General features: G+C 67.0%; 22 protein-coding genes and 1 riboswitch. Of the genes, 13 read left to right on the top strand and 9 right to left on the bottom strand.

Annotated elements, in window-relative coordinates:
• Positions 1-26: 26 nt before the first annotated feature.
• The 5 genes from HNP47_RS06465 to HNP47_RS06445 all read left to right on the top strand — a co-directional run bounded on the left by HNP47_RS06465 (position 27) and on the right by HNP47_RS06445 (position 4998).
• Positions 27-803 carry an SPOR domain-containing protein gene (locus tag HNP47_RS06465; RefSeq protein WP_184278792.1) on the top strand — a complete coding sequence of 259 codons (777 nt, stop codon included), beginning with the start codon at positions 27-29 and terminating at the stop codon, positions 801-803.
• Positions 800-1849, top strand: a complete 1050-nt coding sequence (gene nagZ, locus HNP47_RS06460) for a beta-N-acetylhexosaminidase (RefSeq protein ID WP_184278791.1) — start codon at positions 800-802, stop codon at positions 1847-1849. The genes HNP47_RS06465 and nagZ overlap by 4 nt, the downstream gene beginning before the upstream one ends.
• A gap of 6 nt (positions 1850-1855) precedes the next feature.
• On the top strand, positions 1856-2674 hold the full coding sequence (locus HNP47_RS06455) for a ScpA family protein (protein WP_184278790.1): 819 nt from the start codon (positions 1856-1858) through the stop codon (positions 2672-2674).
• The gene (gene scpB / locus HNP47_RS06450) at positions 2671-3342 is read left to right on the top strand and encodes an SMC-Scp complex subunit ScpB (RefSeq protein ID WP_052247644.1); all 672 of its coding nucleotides are present in this window, start codon (positions 2671-2673) and stop codon (positions 3340-3342) included. Before HNP47_RS06455 ends, scpB begins: the two co-directional genes overlap by 4 nt.
• 117 nt (positions 3343-3459) lie before the next feature.
• Positions 3460-4998, top strand: a complete 1539-nt coding sequence (locus HNP47_RS06445; RefSeq protein ID WP_260394715.1) for an ATP-binding protein — start codon at positions 3460-3462, stop codon at positions 4996-4998.
• On the opposite strand, the gene ispH is transcribed toward HNP47_RS06445, so the two are convergent.
• Positions 4995-5966 (bottom strand): 4-hydroxy-3-methylbut-2-enyl diphosphate reductase, encoded by a 972-nt coding sequence (gene ispH, locus HNP47_RS06440; RefSeq protein ID WP_091748150.1) that lies wholly within the window; start codon positions 5964-5966, stop codon positions 4995-4997. The genes HNP47_RS06445 and ispH overlap by 4 nt on opposite strands.
• A 251-nt stretch (positions 5967-6217) precedes the next feature.
• On the opposite strand from ispH, the gene HNP47_RS06435 reads away from it, so the two are divergent.
• From HNP47_RS06435 to HNP47_RS06415, 5 genes are all read left to right on the top strand, one after another.
• Positions 6218-6577 (top strand): AtpZ/AtpI family protein, encoded by a 360-nt coding sequence (locus tag HNP47_RS06435; RefSeq protein WP_017505296.1) that lies wholly within the window; start codon positions 6218-6220, stop codon positions 6575-6577.
• 6 nt (positions 6578-6583) lie between these two features.
• Positions 6584-7369, top strand: a complete 786-nt coding sequence (locus HNP47_RS06430; RefSeq protein WP_017505297.1) for a F0F1 ATP synthase subunit A — start codon at positions 6584-6586, stop codon at positions 7367-7369.
• Between the two features lie 58 nt (positions 7370-7427).
• Positions 7428-7652, top strand: a complete 225-nt coding sequence (locus HNP47_RS06425) for a F0F1 ATP synthase subunit C (RefSeq protein ID WP_017505298.1) — start codon at positions 7428-7430, stop codon at positions 7650-7652.
• Positions 7653-7720: 68 nt separating this feature from the next.
• Positions 7721-8293 carry a hypothetical protein gene (locus tag HNP47_RS06420; RefSeq protein ID WP_184278788.1) on the top strand — a complete coding sequence of 191 codons (573 nt, stop codon included), beginning with the start codon at positions 7721-7723 and terminating at the stop codon, positions 8291-8293.
• Complete coding sequence (locus tag HNP47_RS06415; protein WP_017505300.1) at positions 8293-8808, top strand: F0F1 ATP synthase subunit B; 516 nt, start codon at positions 8293-8295, stop codon at positions 8806-8808. Before HNP47_RS06420 ends, HNP47_RS06415 begins: the two co-directional genes overlap by 1 nt.
• Positions 8809-8885: 77 nt before the next feature.
• Here HNP47_RS06415 and HNP47_RS06410 read toward each other — a convergent pair whose 3' ends face one another.
• The 7 genes from HNP47_RS06410 to gcvT form a co-directional block, all read right to left on the bottom strand.
• A complete protein-coding gene (locus tag HNP47_RS06410) occupies positions 8886-9356 on the bottom strand; it encodes a DUF6789 family protein (protein WP_091748144.1) in 471 nt (156 codons plus the stop codon).
• A gap of 132 nt (positions 9357-9488) precedes the next feature.
• Positions 9489-9893, bottom strand: a complete 405-nt coding sequence (locus tag HNP47_RS06405; protein ID WP_017505302.1) for a PGPGW domain-containing protein — start codon at positions 9891-9893, stop codon at positions 9489-9491.
• A 210-nt stretch (positions 9894-10103) separates the two neighbouring features.
• Positions 10104-11021, bottom strand: coding sequence for an SDR family oxidoreductase (locus HNP47_RS06400; protein WP_184278787.1), 918 nt, complete (start codon positions 11019-11021; stop codon positions 10104-10106).
• Between the two features lie 289 nt (positions 11022-11310).
• A complete protein-coding gene (gene gcvPB, locus HNP47_RS06395) occupies positions 11311-12879 on the bottom strand; it encodes an aminomethyl-transferring glycine dehydrogenase subunit GcvPB (protein WP_184278786.1) in 1569 nt (522 codons plus the stop codon).
• Positions 12880-12891: 12 nt separating this feature from the next.
• Complete coding sequence (gene gcvPA, locus HNP47_RS06390) at positions 12892-14238, bottom strand: aminomethyl-transferring glycine dehydrogenase subunit GcvPA (RefSeq protein WP_184278785.1); 1347 nt, start codon at positions 14236-14238, stop codon at positions 12892-12894.
• Positions 14239-14300: 62 nt separating this feature from the next.
• Positions 14301-14666: a glycine cleavage system protein GcvH gene (gene gcvH, locus HNP47_RS06385; RefSeq protein WP_184278784.1), complete on the bottom strand. Its 366-nt coding sequence runs from the start codon at positions 14664-14666 to the stop codon at positions 14301-14303.
• A gap of 11 nt (positions 14667-14677) precedes the next feature.
• Positions 14678-15790, bottom strand: a complete 1113-nt coding sequence (gene gcvT, locus HNP47_RS06380) for a glycine cleavage system aminomethyltransferase GcvT (RefSeq protein WP_184278783.1) — start codon at positions 15788-15790, stop codon at positions 14678-14680.
• A gap of 143 nt (positions 15791-15933) precedes the next feature.
• Positions 15934-16031: riboswitch (glycine riboswitch) on the bottom strand.
• A gap of 105 nt (positions 16032-16136) precedes the next feature.
• Here gcvT and HNP47_RS06375 point away from each other — a divergent pair.
• The 3 genes from HNP47_RS06375 (at position 16137) to pncA (ending at position 18894) form a co-directional block, all read left to right on the top strand.
• Entirely contained in the window at positions 16137-17174 is a 1038-nt protein-coding gene (locus HNP47_RS06375) for an alpha/beta hydrolase (RefSeq protein ID WP_184278782.1), read from the top strand.
• A gap of 134 nt (positions 17175-17308) precedes the next feature.
• Entirely contained in the window at positions 17309-18274 is a 966-nt protein-coding gene (locus HNP47_RS06370; protein WP_184278781.1) for a class 1 fructose-bisphosphatase, read from the top strand.
• Complete coding sequence (pncA, locus tag HNP47_RS06365; RefSeq protein WP_184278780.1) at positions 18274-18894, top strand: bifunctional nicotinamidase/pyrazinamidase; 621 nt, start codon at positions 18274-18276, stop codon at positions 18892-18894. Before HNP47_RS06370 ends, pncA begins: the two co-directional genes overlap by 1 nt.
• A gap of 7 nt (positions 18895-18901) precedes the next feature.
• Here the strand turns inward: pncA and HNP47_RS06360 are convergent, their stop codons facing one another.
• Positions 18902-20191 carry a type VI secretion protein ImpB gene (locus tag HNP47_RS06360; RefSeq protein WP_311770034.1) on the bottom strand — a complete coding sequence of 430 codons (1290 nt, stop codon included), beginning with the start codon at positions 20189-20191 and terminating at the stop codon, positions 18902-18904.
• Between the last annotated feature and the right edge of the window lie 55 nt (positions 20192-20246).

Genomic DNA, 20246 nt, shown 5'->3' with positions numbered 1-20246 from the left:
GCGCCGACAGACGGCGGAGCGCGACCATGTCCTTTGAAGACGACAACAAACCCGGCCGGGGCGCCTATACGCCGCCGACCGACGACGACCTGCCGTTCCGCCGCAACAGCTACGATCCGCGCAGCGGCCGCAATGTCGGCGCGGGCGGGGGCAAGGCGCCGCCGGTGACGTTGATCATCAGCGCGGTGGTCCTGCTGCTGCTGATCGTGGCGGTGATCTTCTTCTACCGTTCCGGCATGCGCGCCTCGACCGACGCTCCGCCGGCCGTGGGTCAGCCGGTCGGCGAGATGAAGACCGCCGCGCCCATCGACGCTCAGCCGATCGACCCGGCCGAGGGGGTGCGCGTCTATCGCGACGAGACCGAGACGACGGATGCGCCGGTGACCTTCACCCCGCCGCCCGAGGCGCCCCAGCCGCGTCCGGCCGCGCCGCCGACCGCCGCCCCGACCGGCCAAGGCCTGCCGCCCGCCAAGGCCGTGACGCCGGCCTCGCCTGCGCCGCGTCCGACGACTCCAACTGCGCCCGTCGCTGCACCGGCGACCAAGGCTCCGGCGGCGACCGGCGGATCGGCCTCGGTCCAGATCGGCGCCTTCTCCTCGACCGAGATCGCGGACCGTGAATACGCCGCCGTCGCCGGCCGCTTCGGCGCGTTCGCCTCGGGCGCTGAAAAGCGCGTGACCGAAGTGACATCGTCCAGCGGATCGACCCTGTACCGCACAGCCTTCTCGGGCCTGTCGCGCGAACGGGCGGTCGCCTTCTGCAACGCGCTGAAGGCGGCGGGCCGGGACTGCATCGTCCGGTGACGTCCGCCGCCATCTATGGCTGCCTGGGACATCGGCTGACGGAGGACGAAAAGGCCTTCTTCGCCGAGGTCCGACCCTGGGGCTTCATGCTGTTCCGGCGCAATATCGACACGCCGGAACAGGTGCGGGCCCTGACCGACGAACTGCGGGCGTCCATTGGCGATCCCGAGGCGCCGATCCTGATCGACCAGGAAGGCGGTCGGGTCCAGCGGATGGGGCCGCCCCACTGGCCCAAATACCCGCCGGGCAACGCCTATCTGAAGGCGACGAACGAGCTGGCTCAGGCGCGTGAGCTGACGCGACTGGGCGCACGTCTGATGGCGCACGATCTGCGCGAGGTCGGGGTGACCGTTGATCTGCTGCCGGTGCTGGACGTGCCGGTGCCCGGCGCCCACGACATCATCGGCGACCGGGCTTATGGCGTCGATCCGGAGACGGTGGCCGTGCTGGGCCGGGCGGCGGCGGAAGGGCTGCTGGCGGGCGGGGTTCTGCCCTGCATCAAGCACATGCCAGGCCACGGCCGGGCCTTTGCGGACACGCACAAGGACCTGCCGACGGTTCATGCCGATCTGGACACGCTGGACGCCTGGGACTTTGCGCCGTTCAAGGCCCTGTCGGACATGCCGATCGGGATGACGGCGCACATCGTCTTCACCGCGATCGATCGCAAACATCCGGCGACGCAGTCGAAGAAGGCCATTCGCCTGATCCGCGAGCGGTTGGGATTCGGCGGTCTGTTGCTGTCCGACGATCTGGTGATGAACGCCCTTTCGGGCTCGCTGACCCAGCGCGCTCACAAGGCGCTGAAGGCGGGGTGCGATCTCGTCGTCCACTGGAACGGCGACATGGACGAAATGCGCCAGGTCGCCGAGGGCGTCGGACCGCTGAAGGGCGGGGCGCGCCGCCGGGCGGAAGCCGCGCTGGCCCGGATCGTGCGGACGCCCGAACCGCTCGATCCCGTCGCCGGGCACGACCGCTTCTTCAAGGCCATGGGCGGTCGCATGGACGCCGCCAAGGGGCCGGACGTGGGTGAGGCGCAGGCCTAAAGACCTATGACGGAGTCTTTCCAGCCGAATCTTGATTTCAACGCCGAGGAGGTCGAGGAGCGCGAGGCCTTCGTCGTCGATCTGGAAGGCTATGAGGGACCGCTGCACGTCCTGTTGGCCCTGGCGCGAAACCAGAAGGTCGATCTGCTGAAGCTGTCGATCACCCAGCTGGCGGAACAGTATCTGGCCTTCGTGCATGAGGCGCGCAGGCGCAACTTCGCCCTGGCGGCCGACTATCTGGTGATGGCGTCGTGGCTGGCTTATCTGAAGTCGCGCCTACTGTTGCCGCGCACCGACAAGGGCAAGGCCGAAGAGCCGCCGGCTGAGGAAATGGCCGCCGCCCTGGCGTTCCGGCTGCAGAAGCTGGAGGCGATGCGAAAGGCCGTCGAACAGCTGATGGCACGGCCCCAGCTGAGGCGCGACGTCTTCACGCGCGGCGATCCCGAGGCGACGGTGATCGTGCCCTCGGATCGCATCGACGCCAGCCTCTACGAACTGATGAGCGCCTATGTCGTCCAGCGTCGGCGCGAGGAGGCGCGGCGCTATGCCCCCGGCCAGCGGGTCGAGGCCTTTCCGTTGGAGGCCGCGCGCGATTGGCTGCGCGAGATCATGCCGAAGCTGGCGGAGTGGACGCCGCTGGAACAGGTCGCGCCGCATCGTGAGGACGAGGAGGGGCCCAGCCAGGCCAGCTTTACGGCCTCGACCCTGTCGGCCAGTCTGGAGCTGGTGAAGGAGGGGGCGATGGACATCCGGCAGAGCGAGGCGTTCGCGGACCTGTATCTGAAACGCCGGGGACCGGGCCAGCTGTTGGAGTGGACGCCGTGAGCGACCTGTCGTTCCAGCCCGACGAGGCCGAGATCGAGCGGCGGGTCGAGGCCCTGTTGTTCGCCGCCGCCGGGCCGCTGACGGCGGCCGAAATCGCCGCGCGCCTGCCCGAGAACTGCAACGTCGCGCGCGCCATATCGGGTCTGCGCGCCCGCTATGAGGGGCGGGGGGTCGAGCTGGAGTGCGTCGCCGACCGCTGGCGCTTCCGCACCGCGCCCGACCTGGCCTTCATGATGACGCAGGAGCGCGAGGAGCCGCGCCGGCTGTCCAAGGCCGCGCTGGAGACCCTGGCCATCATCGCCTATCACCAGCCCGTCACCCGCGCCGAGATCGAGAGCGTGCGCGGCGTCAGCATTTCCAAGGGCACGCTGGACCTGCTGCTGGAGATGGGGTTCGTGAGGCTGCGCGGACGTCGGCGCACGCCGGGGCGGCCCGTCACCTATGCGACCACCGACCGGTTCCTGGAGCATTTCGGCCTGGCGACCTTGTACGATCTGCCGGGCGTGCAGGAGATGAAGGCGGCGGGCCTGCTGGATCTGTCGCTGCCGGTCGGGTTCGAGGTGCCGGATCCCAGCCGCGCCTCGGAGGCGGACGACGAGGACGGCACATTGCCGCTGGACGACGAGGCGCCCGAGTTCGCCCAGGATTTCGTCGGCGAACGAAGCTGACCCTGCGTGATGTTCACGCCGTCTTAGTCTGCGCGTCCTAAGCCAGACCGTATGAGTGGCGTGACATCGAAGACGGGTTGGCGGGCGTGGAGCACGTTCAGGATCGCCTTGATCCTGATGCTGTCGTCCATCGTCGGCATGGCCGGGGTTCTAACCATCGTCAGTCGCGGCATCGACGCCCACCAGGCGCGCAAGGAAGAAGGTCTGGTGCAGTTGCGTCTGACGCGCGCGCTGGAAACCATTGGCGAGAATCTAACCACCGCCTCGGTCTGGGACGAGGCCGTCGATCGGATGACGGCGGGCGATGCGGCCTGGTACGACCGCAACTTCGGCGCCTTCTACGCCGCCCAGCATAAGCATCAGTTCACTCTGGGCTATGACGGGACCGGGCGGCTGTTTCGCATCAGCACGCTGGGCCGACCGGCCGAGACGCAGGTCGGCGAGCCATTCGGCCTGGCGGCCCGGCCGCTGATCGACGCGCTCAGGGCCGAGGCCGCCGGCCGCGACCGATCGGTCACCGCGGATGCCGGGGTGCGTCTGAAGGCGGCGTTCGTTCGCGTCGGCGACGACATCTACGTGCTGGGGGGCTCCACGGTCGTGCGGCATACGGCGGGCGGATCGACGCCGGCGTCCGATCCGATCGTGGCCTCGTTCAAACCATTCGCCGGCGAACTCAATCTCTTGCGAACGCGGCTGGCGTTGGACCGGATTCACTTCCAGCCCGGCGATGCAGAGCCGCCGAACGGCATGATCGGCGTCGATGTTCGCGACGTCGGCGGCGCCCTGCTGGGGCGTGTCGTCTGGGCGCCGGAGCAGCCCGGCTATCAGATCCTGACCAAGGCCGGGCCGCTGCTGCTGCTGCTGTTGATCGTGCTGCTGATCGGCACGGGGTCGTTGCTGTGGAACACGACGGCAGACGTGCGGCGCCTCAAGGCCTCCGAGGTCGCCCTGTCGGCGGCGTTGGAGCGGGCCGAGGCGGCGAACCGGGCCAAGACGCGGTTCCTGTCCAACGTCAGTCACGAACTGCGTACGCCCCTGAACGGCGTTCTGGGGATGGCCGAGATCATCGGCGCCGATCTGGTGACGCCGCAGCAGCGCGAACGGCTTGAAATCTTGAAGGCGTCGGGGCGTCAGCAACTGAGGCTGGTCGAGGAGTTGCTTGACGTGGTGCGGCTGCGCGACGGGGCGGTGGCGCTGGAGACACGCCCGTTCCGGCCGGACAACCTGTTGCAGCGGGTCGCTAACGATTTCCGGGGCGCGGCCGAGGCCAAGGGGCTGAAGATTTCGGTCAAGGCGGCCGAGGGCGAGTGGCTGGGCGACCCGGTCCATGTCGAAAAACTGATGGCGGCGCTGACGGACAATGCGGTGCGGTTCACACGCACCGGCGGCGTGATGCTGCGCGCCGTTGCGGGCGCGGGCCTGGCGTTTGAGGTCGAGGACACGGGGCCGGGCATGGAGCCGGCGGAGACGGCGCGTCTGTTCGAGGCCTTCACCCAGGGCGATGAAAGCGCGACGCGCACGGCCGAAGGACTGGGATTGGGATTGACGGCGGCGCACGGTCTCGCGGCCCTGATGGGCGGCAAGATCGAGATCGTCACCGCGCCCGGCACCGGCAGCACCTTCCGCGTCGTCCTGCCGTTGGAGGCGGTCGTCTAGGCCGTCAGCAGGCGCGGCAGTTTGAAGGTGACGGTTTCGCGCGCGCCGTCGTCCTCGGTCACCGTGGCGTCAAAGCGCGCCCGGATGGCGTCGACCAGAGCCTCGATCAGCGGCTCGGGCGCCGAGGCGCCGGCGGTGACGCCGACGGTGTTTACCCCATCGAACCAGGACCAGTCCACCTGGGACGCATCGTCCACCAGATAGGCGGCCGGAGCGCCGGCGCGCATCGCGACCTCGACCAGGCGCACCGAATTGGACGAGTTCTTGGATCCGACGACCAGCACGAGGTCGCAGCCCTCGCCCAACGCCTTGACGGCGTCCTGGCGATTGGTCGTGGCGTAGCAGATGTCTTCCTTGTGCGGATCGGGCAGTTCGGGAAAGCGGCGCTTCAACACCTTCAGGATGCCCGCCGTGTCGTCGACCGACAGGGTGGTCTGCGTGGCGTAGGCCAGGGGCGCGTCGCCGGGGCGTTCGAACGATTCGGCGTCGGCTTCGGTCTCCACCAAAGTGATGGCGCCGGGCGGCAACTGGCCCAGGGTGCCGACGACCTCGGGGTGGCCTGCGTGGCCGATCAGGATGATGTGGCGGCCGGCCGCATGATGACGTTCGGCCTCAACGTGGACCTTGGACACCAGGGGGCAGGTCGCGTCCAGGAAGACCAGTTCGCGCGCCCGCGCCGTCGCCGGCACCGACTTGGGAACCCCGTGGGCCGAAAAGACGACCGGCCGGTCGTCAGGGCATTCGTCCAGTTCCTTGACGAAGACGGCGCCCATGGCCTTCAGCCGCTCGACCACATGTTTGTTGTGGACGATCTCGTGGCGCACATAGACGGGGGCGCCGAACTTTTCGATCGCGCGCTCGACGATCTGGATCGCCCGGTCGACCCCGGCGCAAAAGCCCCGCGGGGTGGCCAACCGCACCGAAAGCGGGCGAAGCGGGGCGTTGGGGACAGGAACGTGCGCATTCATGGCGGCGAACCTAGTCGTTTGCAGCGCTGACCGCCATCGGAGCCGAAGGGCGGATGCGACGGATTCTGTCGCCCGCAGCAGCGGCGCATCGTCACGGCGGGCGGGCGCGAATAGAAAGTCGATATTCTACAACGCGTTAGCGCATGATCACGACGCCTTGACCTGTAGGCCGCTCACGATTAGTTTCCGCGCCGAATTCAGACCCGTCCGGACGCACTGTCTGGACGCCGAACGCACAGGTCCTATCCCCCATGTCGGAATCGCGCGAAGAGGCGATCAAACGCCTCCAAGACAGCGCATCCGCATTGGAGGCGCGGACCACGGCGGAGAAATCCGCCGAACTGACCGGCCATCAGGTGTCGGGTCAGGCCTACAAGATCATCGCCGAACTTCTCGGCGGCGTCTTCGTGGGGCTGGCGTTTGGAGCGATCGCAGACTGGGCCCTCGGGACCCGTCCGTGGGGTTTGATCGGCGGGGTCCTTCTGGGCTTCGCCTTGTCGATTTACATGGCGCGTCGCACAGCCAACCGGCTGATGGCGCAGGCCAAGGCGCAAGGGACGACGGCTCCGGCCGAGCCCTACGTCGAGGCCGACGAAGACGGGGAACGATAGGGCTTCATGGCCGATCCGATTCATCAGTTTGCGATTCAGAAGGTCGTCGACCTTGGCGACGTCACCCTGCCTGTGCTGGGGACGGTCGATCTGGCGATCACCAACTCGCACATCGCCATGACGGTCGCCTTCGTGCTTATCGTCGGCTTCCTGGCCGCCGTGACCGCGAACGCCCAGGTCGTGCCCGGCCGGCTTCAAGCCGCCGGCGAGGGCCTGTTCGGCCTGATCGACAATCTGGCCGATTCCATCATCGGTCACGAAGGCCGCAAGTATTTCCCGTTCATCTTCACCCTGTTCATCCTGATCCTGGGCATGAACATCCTGGGTCTGTTCCTGACCTTCACGGCGACCTCGCAGCTGGCCATCACCGCCACCTTCGCCCTGATCACCTTCGGTCTGGTGCTGGTCGTCGGCTTCGCCAAGAACGGTTTGGGCTTCTTCAAGCTGTTCTGGCCGATGGGTGCGCCGCTGGCGCTGCGCCCGGTGGTCGGCCTGATCGAGTTCGTGTCCTTCCTGCTTCGCCCGGTCACCCTGGCGCTGCGTCTGTTCGGCAACATGCTGGGCGGTCACGTCGCGCTGAAGATCTTCGCCGGCTTCGTCGTGTCGCTGGGCCTCTTGGGCCTGGGCGGCGGCATCGGCCTGCTGGCCTTCCCGGTCGCGGCCCTGTCGCTGGGCATGGTCGTCGCCCTGACCGCTCTGGAGTTCCTGGTGGCCTTCCTCCAGGCCTTCGTCTTCGCCGTTCTGGCCTGCATCTATCTGAACGATGTGGTCAACCTGGACCACGCCCACTAAAGGGCCGGACCAGTCTCTTCACCCCAACCACCAACGACTTTAATCTAGGAATACAATCATGGACGCTGAAGCCGCGAAGTACATCGGCGCTGGTCTCGCCACCCTGGGCATGATCGGCTCGGCCTTGGGCGTGGGCAACATCTTCGGCAACTTCCTTGCCGGCGCCCTGCGCAACCCGTCGGCCGCCGCCGGCCAAGTCGGCAACCTGTTCGTCGGCGCCGCTCTGGCCGAAGCCCTGGGCATCCTGGCCTTCGTGCTCGGCATCCTGATGATCTTCGGCTGATATCAGTCGATTACGGCGCGCGGGGTTCGCCCGCGCGCCGCTTCATCTGATCCTGCAGTAGACGGTTCATGGCCAGCACCCACACCATCGACGCGGTCCCGCCTTCGGTCGAAGCGGACCTGCACGCCGAGACGGCGACCACCGCCGAGCACGGCTCGGGCGGCCTGCCGCAATTCCAGTTCGAACACTGGGCGGGCCAGATCGGCTATCTGCTGATCCTGTTCGTCATCCTGTATGTTCTGGTTTCCAAGGTCTTCGCGCCGCGCCTTCGCAAGGTGATGGACGAACGGGCCGACACCATTTCCACCGCCGTCGCGACTGCACGCCAGGTCCAGGCCGAGGCCGCCGAACAGGCCGCCCAGGCTCAGGCCGAAGTCGCCAAGGCTCGCGCTGACGCCCGCGCCACGGCCGCCGCCGCCAAGGCGCGCGTGACCGACGAAGCGAACGCCCGTCAGGCCGCCGAAGAAGCCGTGGTCAACGCCCGCATCGCCGAGGCGGAAGCCTCGATCGGCAAGACCCGCGACGCCGCCATGGCCAATGTCTCTACCATCGCCTCCGACACGACCGCCGCCATGGTCGAGCGTCTGACCGGCAAGGCCGCGACCGCCGCCGAGCTGGCCGCCGTCAAGGGAGCCGCCTGATGAACCTGATCTTCGAACACGGCATCTGGAGCTTCGCCAATGCGGAGATCTGGGTCGGCATCGGGCTGATCATCTTCTTTGGCATCCTGATCGCCGCCGGCGTGCCCAAGATGGCCGGCAAGGCGCTGGACGCCAAGGCCGTCAAGATCCAGGCCGATCTGGACGAGGCCGCTCGCCTGCGCGCCGAGGCCGAAGCCCTGCTGGCCCAGATCCGCAAGGAGAAGGCCGAGGCTGAAGCCCAAGCCGCCGAGATGATGGCTCAGGCCGAAGCCGACGCCCGTCGCCTGGAAGTCGAGACCAAGGCCAAGCTGGAAGAAACCCTGGCCCGTCGTCAGAAGATGGCCGAGACCCGCATCGCGCAAGCCGAAGCCCAGGCCTCGGCCGAAGTGAAAGCCGCCGCCGCCGATCTGGCCGCCAAGTCGGCGGAACAGGTTCTGGCCGCGCGCCTCGCCAGCGGCGCCAAGGATCCGCTGCTCGACAGCGCCATCGCCCAGATCGGCGATCGCCTGAACTGATCAGGGTCGATCCTGAATGAAACAAGGCCCCCGACGTCGCCGTCGGGGGCCTTTTTTCTTGAGCGATCAAGCCGTGATCAGTGGGCGTGGGCGCCGCCGATGATGGTCGCGCCCATCCGCTTGTCGCGCGCCACCAGCCGAGCATAGACGTTGCCCAGCACGATACCGAAGACCGCATGAGTGATCAGCAGCCAGGCGAAGGTGCCGAAGCCTGCGCCGGCCGTGAATGTCCGATAGTTCCCGAACATTACGATGGCCGCCATCATGAGGATCCAGGCGCCGACGGCGAAGACGATGCCCTTGGTCTCGGGCGTGTCCGTCGGCAGGCGGGGACACAGGATGGCGAACAGCGGCCCCAGGATAAACACGCCACTGATGACATGGACGACCCAGCCGACGGCCAGATTGCCGGGCATGCCGATCATGCTGGCGATGACCCCCTGGAAGGGATCGAACCAGTTCAGGAACATATTGGGTATTTCGAGCAGTGAGACGGCCACGGTCGCCGCAACCCCGGCAATCAGACCTTTTTGTACGCGTGACATCATGACCTTAGCGCCTCCCAACGCATAAGTGGTTCTCTGATAACGCGCAGACAGAATACGCCTGACTGGGAAGAGCGGTGGTCACGATCCTGTGGTTAGCGGTTGCAGCAACGCAACCGCGAAATCAGGCGGTGACTAGCGGAAAAGCTTGCGGAAATAGCGCCGAACGCTCTTGCGGCCGCGCGAGAGGCGACGGCTGGAGCGTTTGGTCACGATCTTTTCCGCCCGCAGCGCCTGTTGCCAGAAGACGGGCGCGAACTCGGGCTTCTTCCGCATCAGGCGACGGAAGGGATAGACCCATTTCGGACGCGCATATTGGGCGCGAATGAACTGGCGCTTGGCCCAAAACGAGCTTTTCAGGATCAGCATCAGGCCGACGGCGATGACGGGAATGCCGCCCGGGCCGGGCAGGGGGGCGATCAGAATGCCCAGCAGCACGACAAACAGACCCCCGATCATCAGCGCCCAGCGTTTGACGACCCGCAGCGTCGAGGCGCGCGGCTTGTCAGAGCGGACGAAGGGAACGGGGAGTGAGGTCACGAATACGCCAGATGGGGAGGAGGATCATCATGACAACGGTCGCCACGGGCGCGCGATCCCTCGTCGGGAAAGGAAAAGGCGACCGTGACGACCTTGCCACAAGACCCCCTAACGCCCTGCGTCCATGGCGGATGGATGTCCGGCGGGTGAAGCTTTGGTCATGAAGAGACGATCTCTGCGCGCCGTGGCGCGACGGACACGCCCGCAGCGTCAGCCGAAAGCCACGCCTGTCAGACGTTCCGATTCCGCCCAAAGACGCCTGGCTACATCCGCGTCCCTGGCCTGACGCTTGATCACTGCAGCGCCGGGCGGGCCCTTCATCTCCTGAAAACCGGTGGGGCCGTAATAGCCGCCGGGCGTCGGGTCCGGCAGGGTCGCGGCCATCAGGATCGGCAGGGCGCCGTCGGCGGCCGAATGGCTGAGCACGGCCTCCAGCAGCCGCGCGCCGCGCGCGAACAGGCCAGGCTTGCCGGCATGGCCGTTGGCGATCAGGTCGGTGCGGGCGAAGCCGGGATGGGCCGCCACGCTGGTCAGGCCCCAGCCGTGGGCGTCGCTGCGTCGCTGAAGCTCCAGGGCGAACATCAGCATGGCCAGCTTGGACTGCTGATAGACCGGCCACGGGCTGTAGTGGGTCTGATAGTTCAGCTCGTCCAGGCGGATATGGCCGCTGCGGTGGGCGACGCTGGACAGTTGGACGACGCGGGCTTTCGCAGCCGTCAGCAAAGGCAACAGGCGGCCGACCAAAGCGAAGTGGGACAGGTAGTTGGTCCCGAACTGCATCTCGAACCCATCGACGGTCGTCTGGCGCGTCGGCAGGGCCATGACGCCGGCGTTGTCGATCAGGATGTCGATGGCGCGTCCCGTCGCCAGATGGCGCTCGGCAAAGGCTTGGACGGAAGCCAGGCTGGCGAGGTCCAGCAGATCGAACCGCACGGCCGCGTTCGGATGACGAGACCGGATCAGCCGTTCGGCCTCGGCCCCCTTGTCGGGATTGCGGGCCGCCAGCACGACCTCCGCGCCCTTGCCGGCCAGCACCAGGGCAGTTTCCAGGCCCAGCCCGCCGGTCGCGCCGGTGACGATGGCCAGTCGGCTGGAAAGGTCGGGGATGTCGTTCGTCGTCCAGGTCATGGGGAGACTTTAGGACGAGCTGAAGACTGGGTGCCTCTCATTCTTTCGTCATTCCGGGCGCAGCGCAGCGAAGACCCGGAACCTAGCGGCGCCGAAGGCGAAATCCATCCGCCGCATGAACCTTCCGACAGCAGAGTCCGCGCCGGTTCGCGCTGCGCGCGCCGCTGGGTCCCCCGGTCTCGCTACGCTCGCCGGAGGATGACGAAAAAGAAGAGTTTCAAACGAAAACAGCGCCCGCTCCGGCGAGGAGACGAGCGCTGCTTGGCGCGGTTAAACCTGTTGCGTCGCCTTAGGCCGCCTTGTTTGAGCCTTCGGGCGCGGTCCAGCGCAGAACCGGCGAACGTGCGGCGCGGGTTTCGTCCAGACGTTTCAGCGGCGCGTGGAAGGGCGCGCCCTTGAAGCGATCGACGTCGCCAGCCTTGGCGGCCCCGGCCAGGGCGCGCATCGCCTCGATGAAGCGATCCAGTTCGGCCTTGGACTCGGTTTCCGTTGGTTCGATCAGCATGGCGCCGTGGACGACTAGCGGGAAATACATGGTCATCGGGTGGAAGCCCTCGTCGATCATCGCCTTTGCGAAGTCGAGCGTGGTTATGTCCGTGCCCTTCAGCCACTCGTCGTCGAACAGGGCCTCGTGCATGCAGGGGCCGTCGGGGAAGGCGGCCGACATCAAATCACCGAGCCGGGCCTTGATGTAGTTGGCGTTCAGGACGGCGTCCTCGGCGACCTGACGCAGGCCGTCGGCGCCGTGCGACATCATGTAGGACAGGGCGCGGGTGTACATGCCCATCTGGCCCTGGAAGGCGCACAGACGGCCGAAGGCTTGCTTGGCCTCATCCTCCTCGCGCTCGATCAGGCGATAGCCGCCGTCGTCATGCACGACCCAGGGGGCGGGCGCGAACGGCGCCAGGGCTTCGGACAGCACGACCGGACCCGCACCCGGACCGCCGCCGCCGTGGGGCGTCGAGAAGGTCTTGTGCAGGTTGATGTGCATCGCATCGACGCCCAGGTCGCCCGGACGGACCCGGCCGACGATGGCGTTGAAGTTGGCGCCGTCGCAGTAGAAATAGGCGCCGGCCTCATGCGTCAGGCGGCTGATCTCCAAGATGTCGCGCTCGAACAGGCCGCAGGTGTTCGGGTTGGTGACCATGATGGCGGCGACGTCGTCGCCCAGCTTCGACGCCAGGTCGGCGACGTCCACGCGGCCGTCTTCGGTCTGGGCCACTTCGACCACCGAATAGCCGACGAAGGCGGCCGTCGCTGGGTTGGTGCCGTGGGCGCTGGTGGGCACCAGAACCTTGCGGCGCTTCTCATGCTGGCCCGAGGCCTCGTGGGCGGCGCGGATCGCCATCAGACCGCACAGTTCGCCGTGCGCGCCGGCCTTGGGCGACAGGGCGACGGCGGGCATGCCGGTCAGGGTCTTCAGCCAGTGGGCCAGCGCATCCATCAGCTCCAGCGCGCCCTGAACCGTCGAGATCGGCTGCAGGGGGTGGATGTCGGAGAAGCCGGGCAGGCGCGCCATCTTCTCGTTCAGGCGCGGGTTGTGCTTCATCGTGCACGAACCCAGCGGATAGATGGCCAGGTCGATGGCGTGGTTTTTTTGGCTCAGGCGCACATAGTGGCGCATGGTTTCCGGCTCGGACAGGCCGGGCAGGCCGATCGGATCCTTGCGGACCAGGTCGCCCAGGTCGGAGCCGTCCGTCTTGGGTTCCGGCAGATCGACGCCAGTCTTGCCCCAGCCGTCGCCCTCGAAGATCAGGGCTTCGTTCTGCAACAGGCCGCGGCCGCCGGTCAGGGTGGCGGGCTTGGTCTGGACCGGGTTCGGGGCGGTCGGGCGGCCAACGGTGTTCATGGTGCTCATGGCTAGTATCCCTTACGCGCCGAGGACTTTGGAGAGCGACTTGGCGAGGATTTGGATGTCAGCATCCAGCGTTGTCTCGGTCGCAGCGACCAGCAGGACATCATCCATGCCGGCGTCGGGGGCCAGGCGGCTGTAGGGCACGCCGGCCAGGATGTGATGGGCGGCCAGCTGATCCACGACCTCGGCCGCGTTTTTGGGCAGGCGCACCGCAAACTCGTTGAAGAAGCGGTCGGTCAGGATTTCGACGCCCGGAATGGCGGCCAGGGCGTTGCGCGTGGCGACGGCCTTTTCGTGGTTCAGCAGGGCCAGCTTGCGCAGGCCCGTTTCGCCCAGCAGGCTCATGTGGATGGTGAAGGCCAGGGTGCACAGGCCCGAGTTGGTGCAGATGTTCGAGGTCGCCTTGTCACGGCGGATGTGCTGCTCGCGCGTGGACAGGGTCAGGACGAAGCCGCGCTCGCCGTCGGCGTCGACGGTTTCGCCGGTCAGACGCCCGGGCATCTGGCGGATCAGCTTCTCGCGCGTGGCGAACAGACCGACATAGGGACCGCCGAAGTTCAGGGCGTTGCCGATCGACTGGCCTTCGGCCGCGACGATGTCGGCCCCCATCTCGCCCGGCGACTTGAGCAGCCCCATCGACACGGCTTCAGTGACCACGACGATCAGCAGGGCGCCGGCGGCGTGGGCGGCCTCGGCGATCTTGGTGACATCCGTTGCGGTGCCGAAGACGTTGGGAGTCTGGACGACGACGCAGGCGGTGTCGGGACCGATCTGGTCGATGACGGCGGACTCGGCGTCCACGGCGGCGGGCAGGGCCAGGGTCTCGACGCCGACGGCGTGAACCACGGTCTCGGTCGCCTTGATGTAGTGCGGGTGCACGCCGCCCGAGATCACCGCCTTGTTGCGGCGGGTCACGCGGGTCGCCATCAGCACGCCCTCGGCCATGGCGGTCGAACCGTCATAGAGGGATGCGTTGGCGACCGGCATGCCGGTCAGGTTCGCGACCTGGGTCTGGAACTCGTACAGATACTGCAGCGTGCCCTGCGCGATTTCCGGCTGGTAGGGGGTGTAGCTGGTCAGGAACTCCGAGCGCTGGATCACGTGATCCACCGTCGCCGGGACGTGGTGCTTGTAGGCCCCTGCGCCGCAGAAGAAGGGCACGGCGCCCGCCGTGGCGTTCTTGGCCGCCATGGCGGACAGGGCGCGCTCGACCTCCAGCTCACCCGCAACGCGCGGCAGATCAACGGGGCCGTCCAGACGGGCGGCCTGGGGCACGTCCACGAACAGATCATCGATGGATTTCGCGCCGATGGCGGCGAGCATCGCCGTGCGGTCGTCGGGCGTCAGGGGGAGGTAACGCATGGTCGTGTCCTGGGCCATGAAAGGCCGAAGACCCGCTGACTAATCAGCGGGTCCGATGGGGCTTAGAGGGTGGCGAGGAAGGCGTCGTAGGCGGACTGGTCCATCAGGGCGTCCAGTTGCGAGGCGTCCGAGACCTTGATCTTGGCGAACCAGCCGTCGGCCTCGGCGGCCGAGTTGACGGTTTCCGGGGCGGTCGACAGGGCGTCGTTGGCCTCGACCACTTCGCCCGAGACGGGGGCGTAGACGTCCGACGCCGCCTTGACGCTCTCGACCACGGCGAAGCTGTCGCCCTTGGAGACGGTCTTGCCGACTTCAGGCACTTCGACGAACACCACGTCGCCCAGGGCGTCGGCGGCGTGTTTGGAGATGCCGACGGTGGCGATGTCGCCGTCCAGGCTGACCCACTCGTGATCCTTGGTGAACTTCATGGTCTGATCTCTCAGGCTTTGGGTTTGCGGTAATAGCGTTGGGCCACGAAGGGCATGGCGACGACTTCGGCGGCAGCGGTCTTGCCCCGCACGATGACCTTCAGTTCCGAGCCCAGGGCGGCATGGGCCGGCGGGACGTAGCCCATGGCGATGTTCTTGCCCAAGGTCGGGGAGGGGCCGCCCGATGTGACCTTGCCGATCACGTTACCGTCGGCGTCGGCGATCTCGGCGCCTTCACGGGCCGGGGCGCCTTCCTTGACGATCAGGCCGACGCGAACGCGCGAGGGGCCGTCGGACAGTTCCTTCAAGATCCGGTCGGCGCCGGCGAAGTCCCCGCGTTCCTTGCGCGACTTGGACAGGGCGAAGGTCAGGGCGCCTTCCACCGGCGAGGTGGTCGGGTCGATGTCATGGCCGTGCAGCGGCAGGCCGGCTTCCAGACGCAAGCTGTCGCGGGCGCCCAGGCCGATCGGCTTGACGCGGGCGTCTTCCAGAATGGTGTTCCAGATGCGCTCGGCCTGGTCCGCCGGGACCGAAATCTCATAGCCGTCTTCGCCGGTGTAGCCCGAGCGCGAGACATAGCAGTCGGCGCCGAACAGCATCAGACGGGCGCATTCCATGAAGCCCATTTCGGCCAGGATCGGCTCGTGCGTGGCCATGACCTCGGCGGCTTCCGGTCCCTGGATGGCGATCAGCGCGCGGTCCAGCACCGTCAGCTTGGCGTCGCCTTCCAGATTGGCGTCCCAGAAGGCGAAGTCCTCGTCCTTGTTGCCGGCGTTGACGACGACGAACAGGCCGTCGTGATCCGGCCGTCCGGCCATCAGGTCGTCGATGACGCCGCCGTCCTTGTTCAGCAGCAGCGAATACTTCTGTTTGCCGGCCTTCAGGATCGCATAGTCGCCCGGCACGAAACGCTCGAACTGGGCGGTCGCGTCCTCGCCGGTGATCTTGCACTGGCCCATGTGCGACACGTCGAACAGACCGGCGTGTTCCCGGGTCCAGCGGTGCTCGGCCAGAACGCCTTCGTACTGGACCGGCATGTCATAGCCGCCGAAGCCCACCATGCGGGCGCCCAGCGCGCGGTGCGCGGCGTTCAGGGTGGTGGTCTTCAGGGTTTGGTCGGTCATGGTTCAGGCTTTCACGGTCGCGTGTTGTGGCGGAGCTCCGCCGTCCTCGCGCCCCCGCTGTCCTGAAGCCTGAGAGATTCCGGCGACCAAATCATGTCGCCTTGCTCCGTCGGCGCGCCCGAATGGGCGACTTTCCAGCGTCCGTATGCTTCGCGGTCCGTTTGCCTGAGCGTTTCCGGGGCGGTTGCGCCTTCGGCGTCGAACCCTGTTTCCAGCGCCCGATCTCTCCCGCGAGAGCCTGCGACCTAAGGCATCGACTCAAGCGCCAAGTCAAGCGGGCCGGGAACAAGGATGCGTGCGGCGGGTTGTCGTTCCGAACCCCGAAACCAAACTCAGGAATGCGAAAATGTCCATCATAGACAAGCTGTTCGGCGACAACGACAAGCCGCGCGATACGCCCGCCAAGGCCGATGGCCCGATGCAGAAGGTGCTGGACGAACTGGCGTCCCTCGGCGGCAAGCCGATCGAGACCCTGTCGCCCGAGGAGGCCCGCCAGCAGCCGACCCCGACCGATGCAGTGAAATCGCTGTTGCGCAAGGACGGCAAGGACCCCAGCGACGACATGGGCGTCAAGACCAGCGACATCACCATTCCCGGCGCCGCCGGCCCGATCCAGGCGCGCATCTACAAGCCGCACGACCATTCCGAAGACAAGCTGCATCCGGTCGTCGTCTATTTCCACGGCGGCGGCTTCGTGATCGCGGATCTGGACGTCTATGACGGCGGCCCGCGCGGCGTGTCCAAGATGGCCGATGTGATCGTTGTCTCGGTCCATTATCGACAGGCCCCGGAACACCATTTCCCCGCCGCCCACGACGACGCCCTGGCCGCTTATCGCTGGGTGCTGGAGAATGCGCAGACCTTCCGCGGCGACCCGCAGAAGGTGGCGGTGATGGGCGAAAGCGCAGGCGGCAACCTGGCCATCGGCGTGTCGATGATGGCGCGCGACGCGGGGCTGCCGGCGCCCAAACATCAGGTGCTGGTCTATCCGGTCGCCGGCGTGGACATGGACAATGAGTCCTACGTCGAGAACGCCGACGCCAAGCCGCTGAACAAGCCGATGATGAAGTGGTTCGTGAAGCATATCTTCGCCAACGAGGCCGATGCTCAGGACCCGCGCATCAATATCGTCGAGAAGGCGAACCTGTCGGGCCTGCCCTCGACGACGGTGATCTGCGCCGAGATCGATCCGCTGCGCACCGAAGGCGAACTGCTGGCCGAGAAGCTGGAGCAGGCGGGCGTCGACGTGCGTCACAAGACCTTCCACGGCTCGACGCACGAATTCTTCGGCATGGCGACGGTCGTGCCGGATGCTGCGGCGGCCCAGACCTTCGCCGCCCACGAACTGAAGCGAGCGTTCGGTACGGCGATCCTGCCGATCTGATCCGACGAGACGCCGAAGGATAAGGAAGCGCCCCGGTTTCGCCGGGGCGTTTTCGTTGTCGCCTCGCCCTGCCGCCTTGCCCTGGGGCCTGTCCCCCGCCAAAACGGCGCAACGCCCAGAACCGGACCGACCGCATGACCTGCACACGCCTCGACGCCCATATCGCCGCCCTGGATGCGCCCCAGGGGCTGAAGACGGTTCTGACCGTGGTCGCCGCCACCTGCGCGGACATCAGCAAGGTCGTTGCGGGCGGCGCCCTGGCCGGGGCGCTGGGCGCATCGGGTCAGATCAATGTGCAGGACGAGGAGCAGAAGAAGCTCGACGTCATGACCAACGACATGCTGACCGAGGCCCTGCTGGACAGCCCGGCCGTTGCCGGCGTCGCGTCGGAAGAGATGGACGAGGTCCAGCCGGCCTCCAATCCGGCGGGCGAATATCTCGTGCTGTTTGATCCACTGGACGGCTCGTCCAACATCGACATCAACGCCCCCGTCGGCACCATCGTCTCGGTGCTGAAATCCGCGACGGCGACCCCGACCGAGGCCGATTTCATGCAGCCCGGCCGCAATCAGGTCGCCGCCCTCTATGCCGTCTATGGGCCGCAGACCATGCTGGTGCTGACGACGGGCGCGGGCGTGAAGGGCTTTACCCTGTCGAACGACGGCGACTGGATCCTGACCCACGACGACATCGCCATTTCGCCGGACACCAAGGAGTTCGCCATCAACATGTCGAACCTGCGCCACTGGGCCGAGCCGGTGCAGACCTATGTCGGCGATCTGCTGAAGGGGGACGAGGGGCCGCGAGCCAAGAACTTCAATATGCGCTGGGTCGCGGCCATGGTGGCGGATGTCCACCGCATCCTGATGCGCGGCGGGGTCTTCCTCTATCCCTGGGACCAGCGCGAGCCGAACAAGCCCGGCAAGTTGCGCCTGATGTACGAAGGCAATCCGATGGCCTTCCTGGTCGAACAGGCCGGCGGCAAGGCGACGACGGACGGACGCCAGGCCATTCTGGATGTGCAGCCCGAGCATCTGCACCAGCGCATCCCCGTCGCGCTCGGTTCGGCCAACGAGATCGACGCCTACGCAGGCGTGTGATGAGCGACGCTCTTCTGGTCATCGACCCCCAGAACGACTTCTGCGAAGGCGGCAGTCTGGCGGTCGCAGGCGGTGCCGGGATCATGCCGCTGATCAACCGGCTGTCGGCTCGGTTCGACCGGGTGATCATAACCCAGGACTGGCATACGCCAGAACAGATCTCTTTCGCCTCCAACCATCCCGGCGCGGCGCCGTTCACCGAGATCGAAGTGGCCTACGGTCGTCAGATGCTGTGGCCGGATCATTGTCTTCAGGGCACGCCTGGCGCCGACTTTCATCCCGATGCAGCGCCGACGGTGGACAAGGCCATGGCCGTGATCCGCAAGGGTTATAATCCGGCGGTCGACAGCTATTCCGGCTTCTTCGAGAACGATCACCGCACCCCGACGGGGCTGGCCGGCCTGTTGCGCGAACTGGGCGTGTCGCGCGTCTTCCTGTGCGGTCTGGCCTTTGACTACTGCGTCCGTTTCACGGCCGAAGACGCGGTCCGCGAAGGGTTCGAAGCCGTGGTGATCGCCGACGCCAGCCGAGCCATCGCGCCGCAAACCGAGGCGGCGGCCCAAGACAGTTTCAGGGCCTTCGGCGTGGCTGAGGTCGCCGCGGCGTCCCTGCTGAGCTAGGTGGGCCTCACTCCCAGAAATCCTCGGCCTCGGGGATGCGGGTGAAGGCGATCTTGGCGCCGATATAGTCGGGCAGGCCGGCCTTGGGCCCGATGCTGACGGTGTCCTTGCCGTAGCGGCGGTTCAGCGCATCCAGCGCCTGGGACAGGCGAAGAGACGGGGCGTCGCCGTCCTGATCCGGCCCAGCGGCGAACAGGTCGGTCTCGAAGGCGTCGCGGGATTTCAGGCCGTGGACCCCGACCCCGACATAGCTCAGGCGTCCCGCCTCCAGTTCGGGCTCGACCTTGCGCCACAGGCTGTCGAGCGCGGCCAGAAGGGCGAAGGTGTCCTGCGTGGGCGCGATGGGGCAACTCATCGCCGCTGTTTCCCAGCCGCGTCGACCGCTTCGGGGCGTCGCCTTCGGCCCCATGTCCAGATGCAGCGTCAGGCTGGCGCCGGTCAGGCCCATGCGCCGCAGACGCGCCCCACACTTGACCACCAGCCGCCGCGCCACGGCCCGCGCCTTGTCCGGGGTCCGCATGGCCTGGGCCAGGACGTGGCTGTGGCTGATCGAGGCGGGGGGTTTCTCAGGCGTCGGCTCGCTGTCCAGACCGTGCAGGCCGCGCCAGATGCGTTCGCCCTCGATGCTGTTCCAGACTGCCCGAGCCTGTTTCGCGCTCATGTTCCAAAGGCCGGCCGTGTCAGTGACGCCCGCCGCCTGCAACCGGATCTGCATGCGCGAGCCGATGCCTGGATATTTCGACAGCGGCAGGTCCAGCAAGGGACCGGGCAGCTCGTTGGCGCGCAGCACCGTCAGCCCGGCGGGCTTCTGCATGCCGCAGGCGGTCTTGGCCAGGAAACGCGACGGCGCCAGCCCGACGGACGACCGCAGACAGTCGCCGACGTTTTGCAGGATGCCCATCTGAATCCGTCGGGCCAAGGCGACGGCGTTCGCCTCCAGCCGTTCTGGACCGAGCAGTTCGCATGAACATTCGTCGATGGAGCCGACCTTCCACACCGGAACATGGCGGTCGATCTCGGCCATGATCTGCTGATGGATTTTGACGTAAAGGTCGGGGCGCGCCTCGGCGACGATCAGGTCAGGGCACAGTTTGCGCGCCTCGGACACCCGCATCCCGGTGTGAACGCCCCAGGCCTTGCTCTCATAGCTGGCGGCGATGGCGCCGGTGTATTCGCTCATCGCCGGGCGAACGATGACCGGCTTGCCGCGCCAGTCGGGGTTCATCTGCTGTTCGACGCTGGCGAAGAAGGCGTTCAGATCGACGAACAGCCAGCGGAGGTTCGCCTCGTCTTCCACCGGTGATCCTGTCCGCTCCATCGGTGGAACATATCAGGAACACGAAGGGATCTAA

This window comes from Brevundimonas vesicularis (assembly GCF_014204545.1).
Lineage (GTDB): Bacteria > Pseudomonadota > Alphaproteobacteria > Caulobacterales > Caulobacteraceae > Brevundimonas > Brevundimonas vesicularis_B.
The sequence above is the reverse complement of the archived record's forward strand: the minus strand, read 5'-3'. Positions and strand labels throughout refer to the sequence as shown.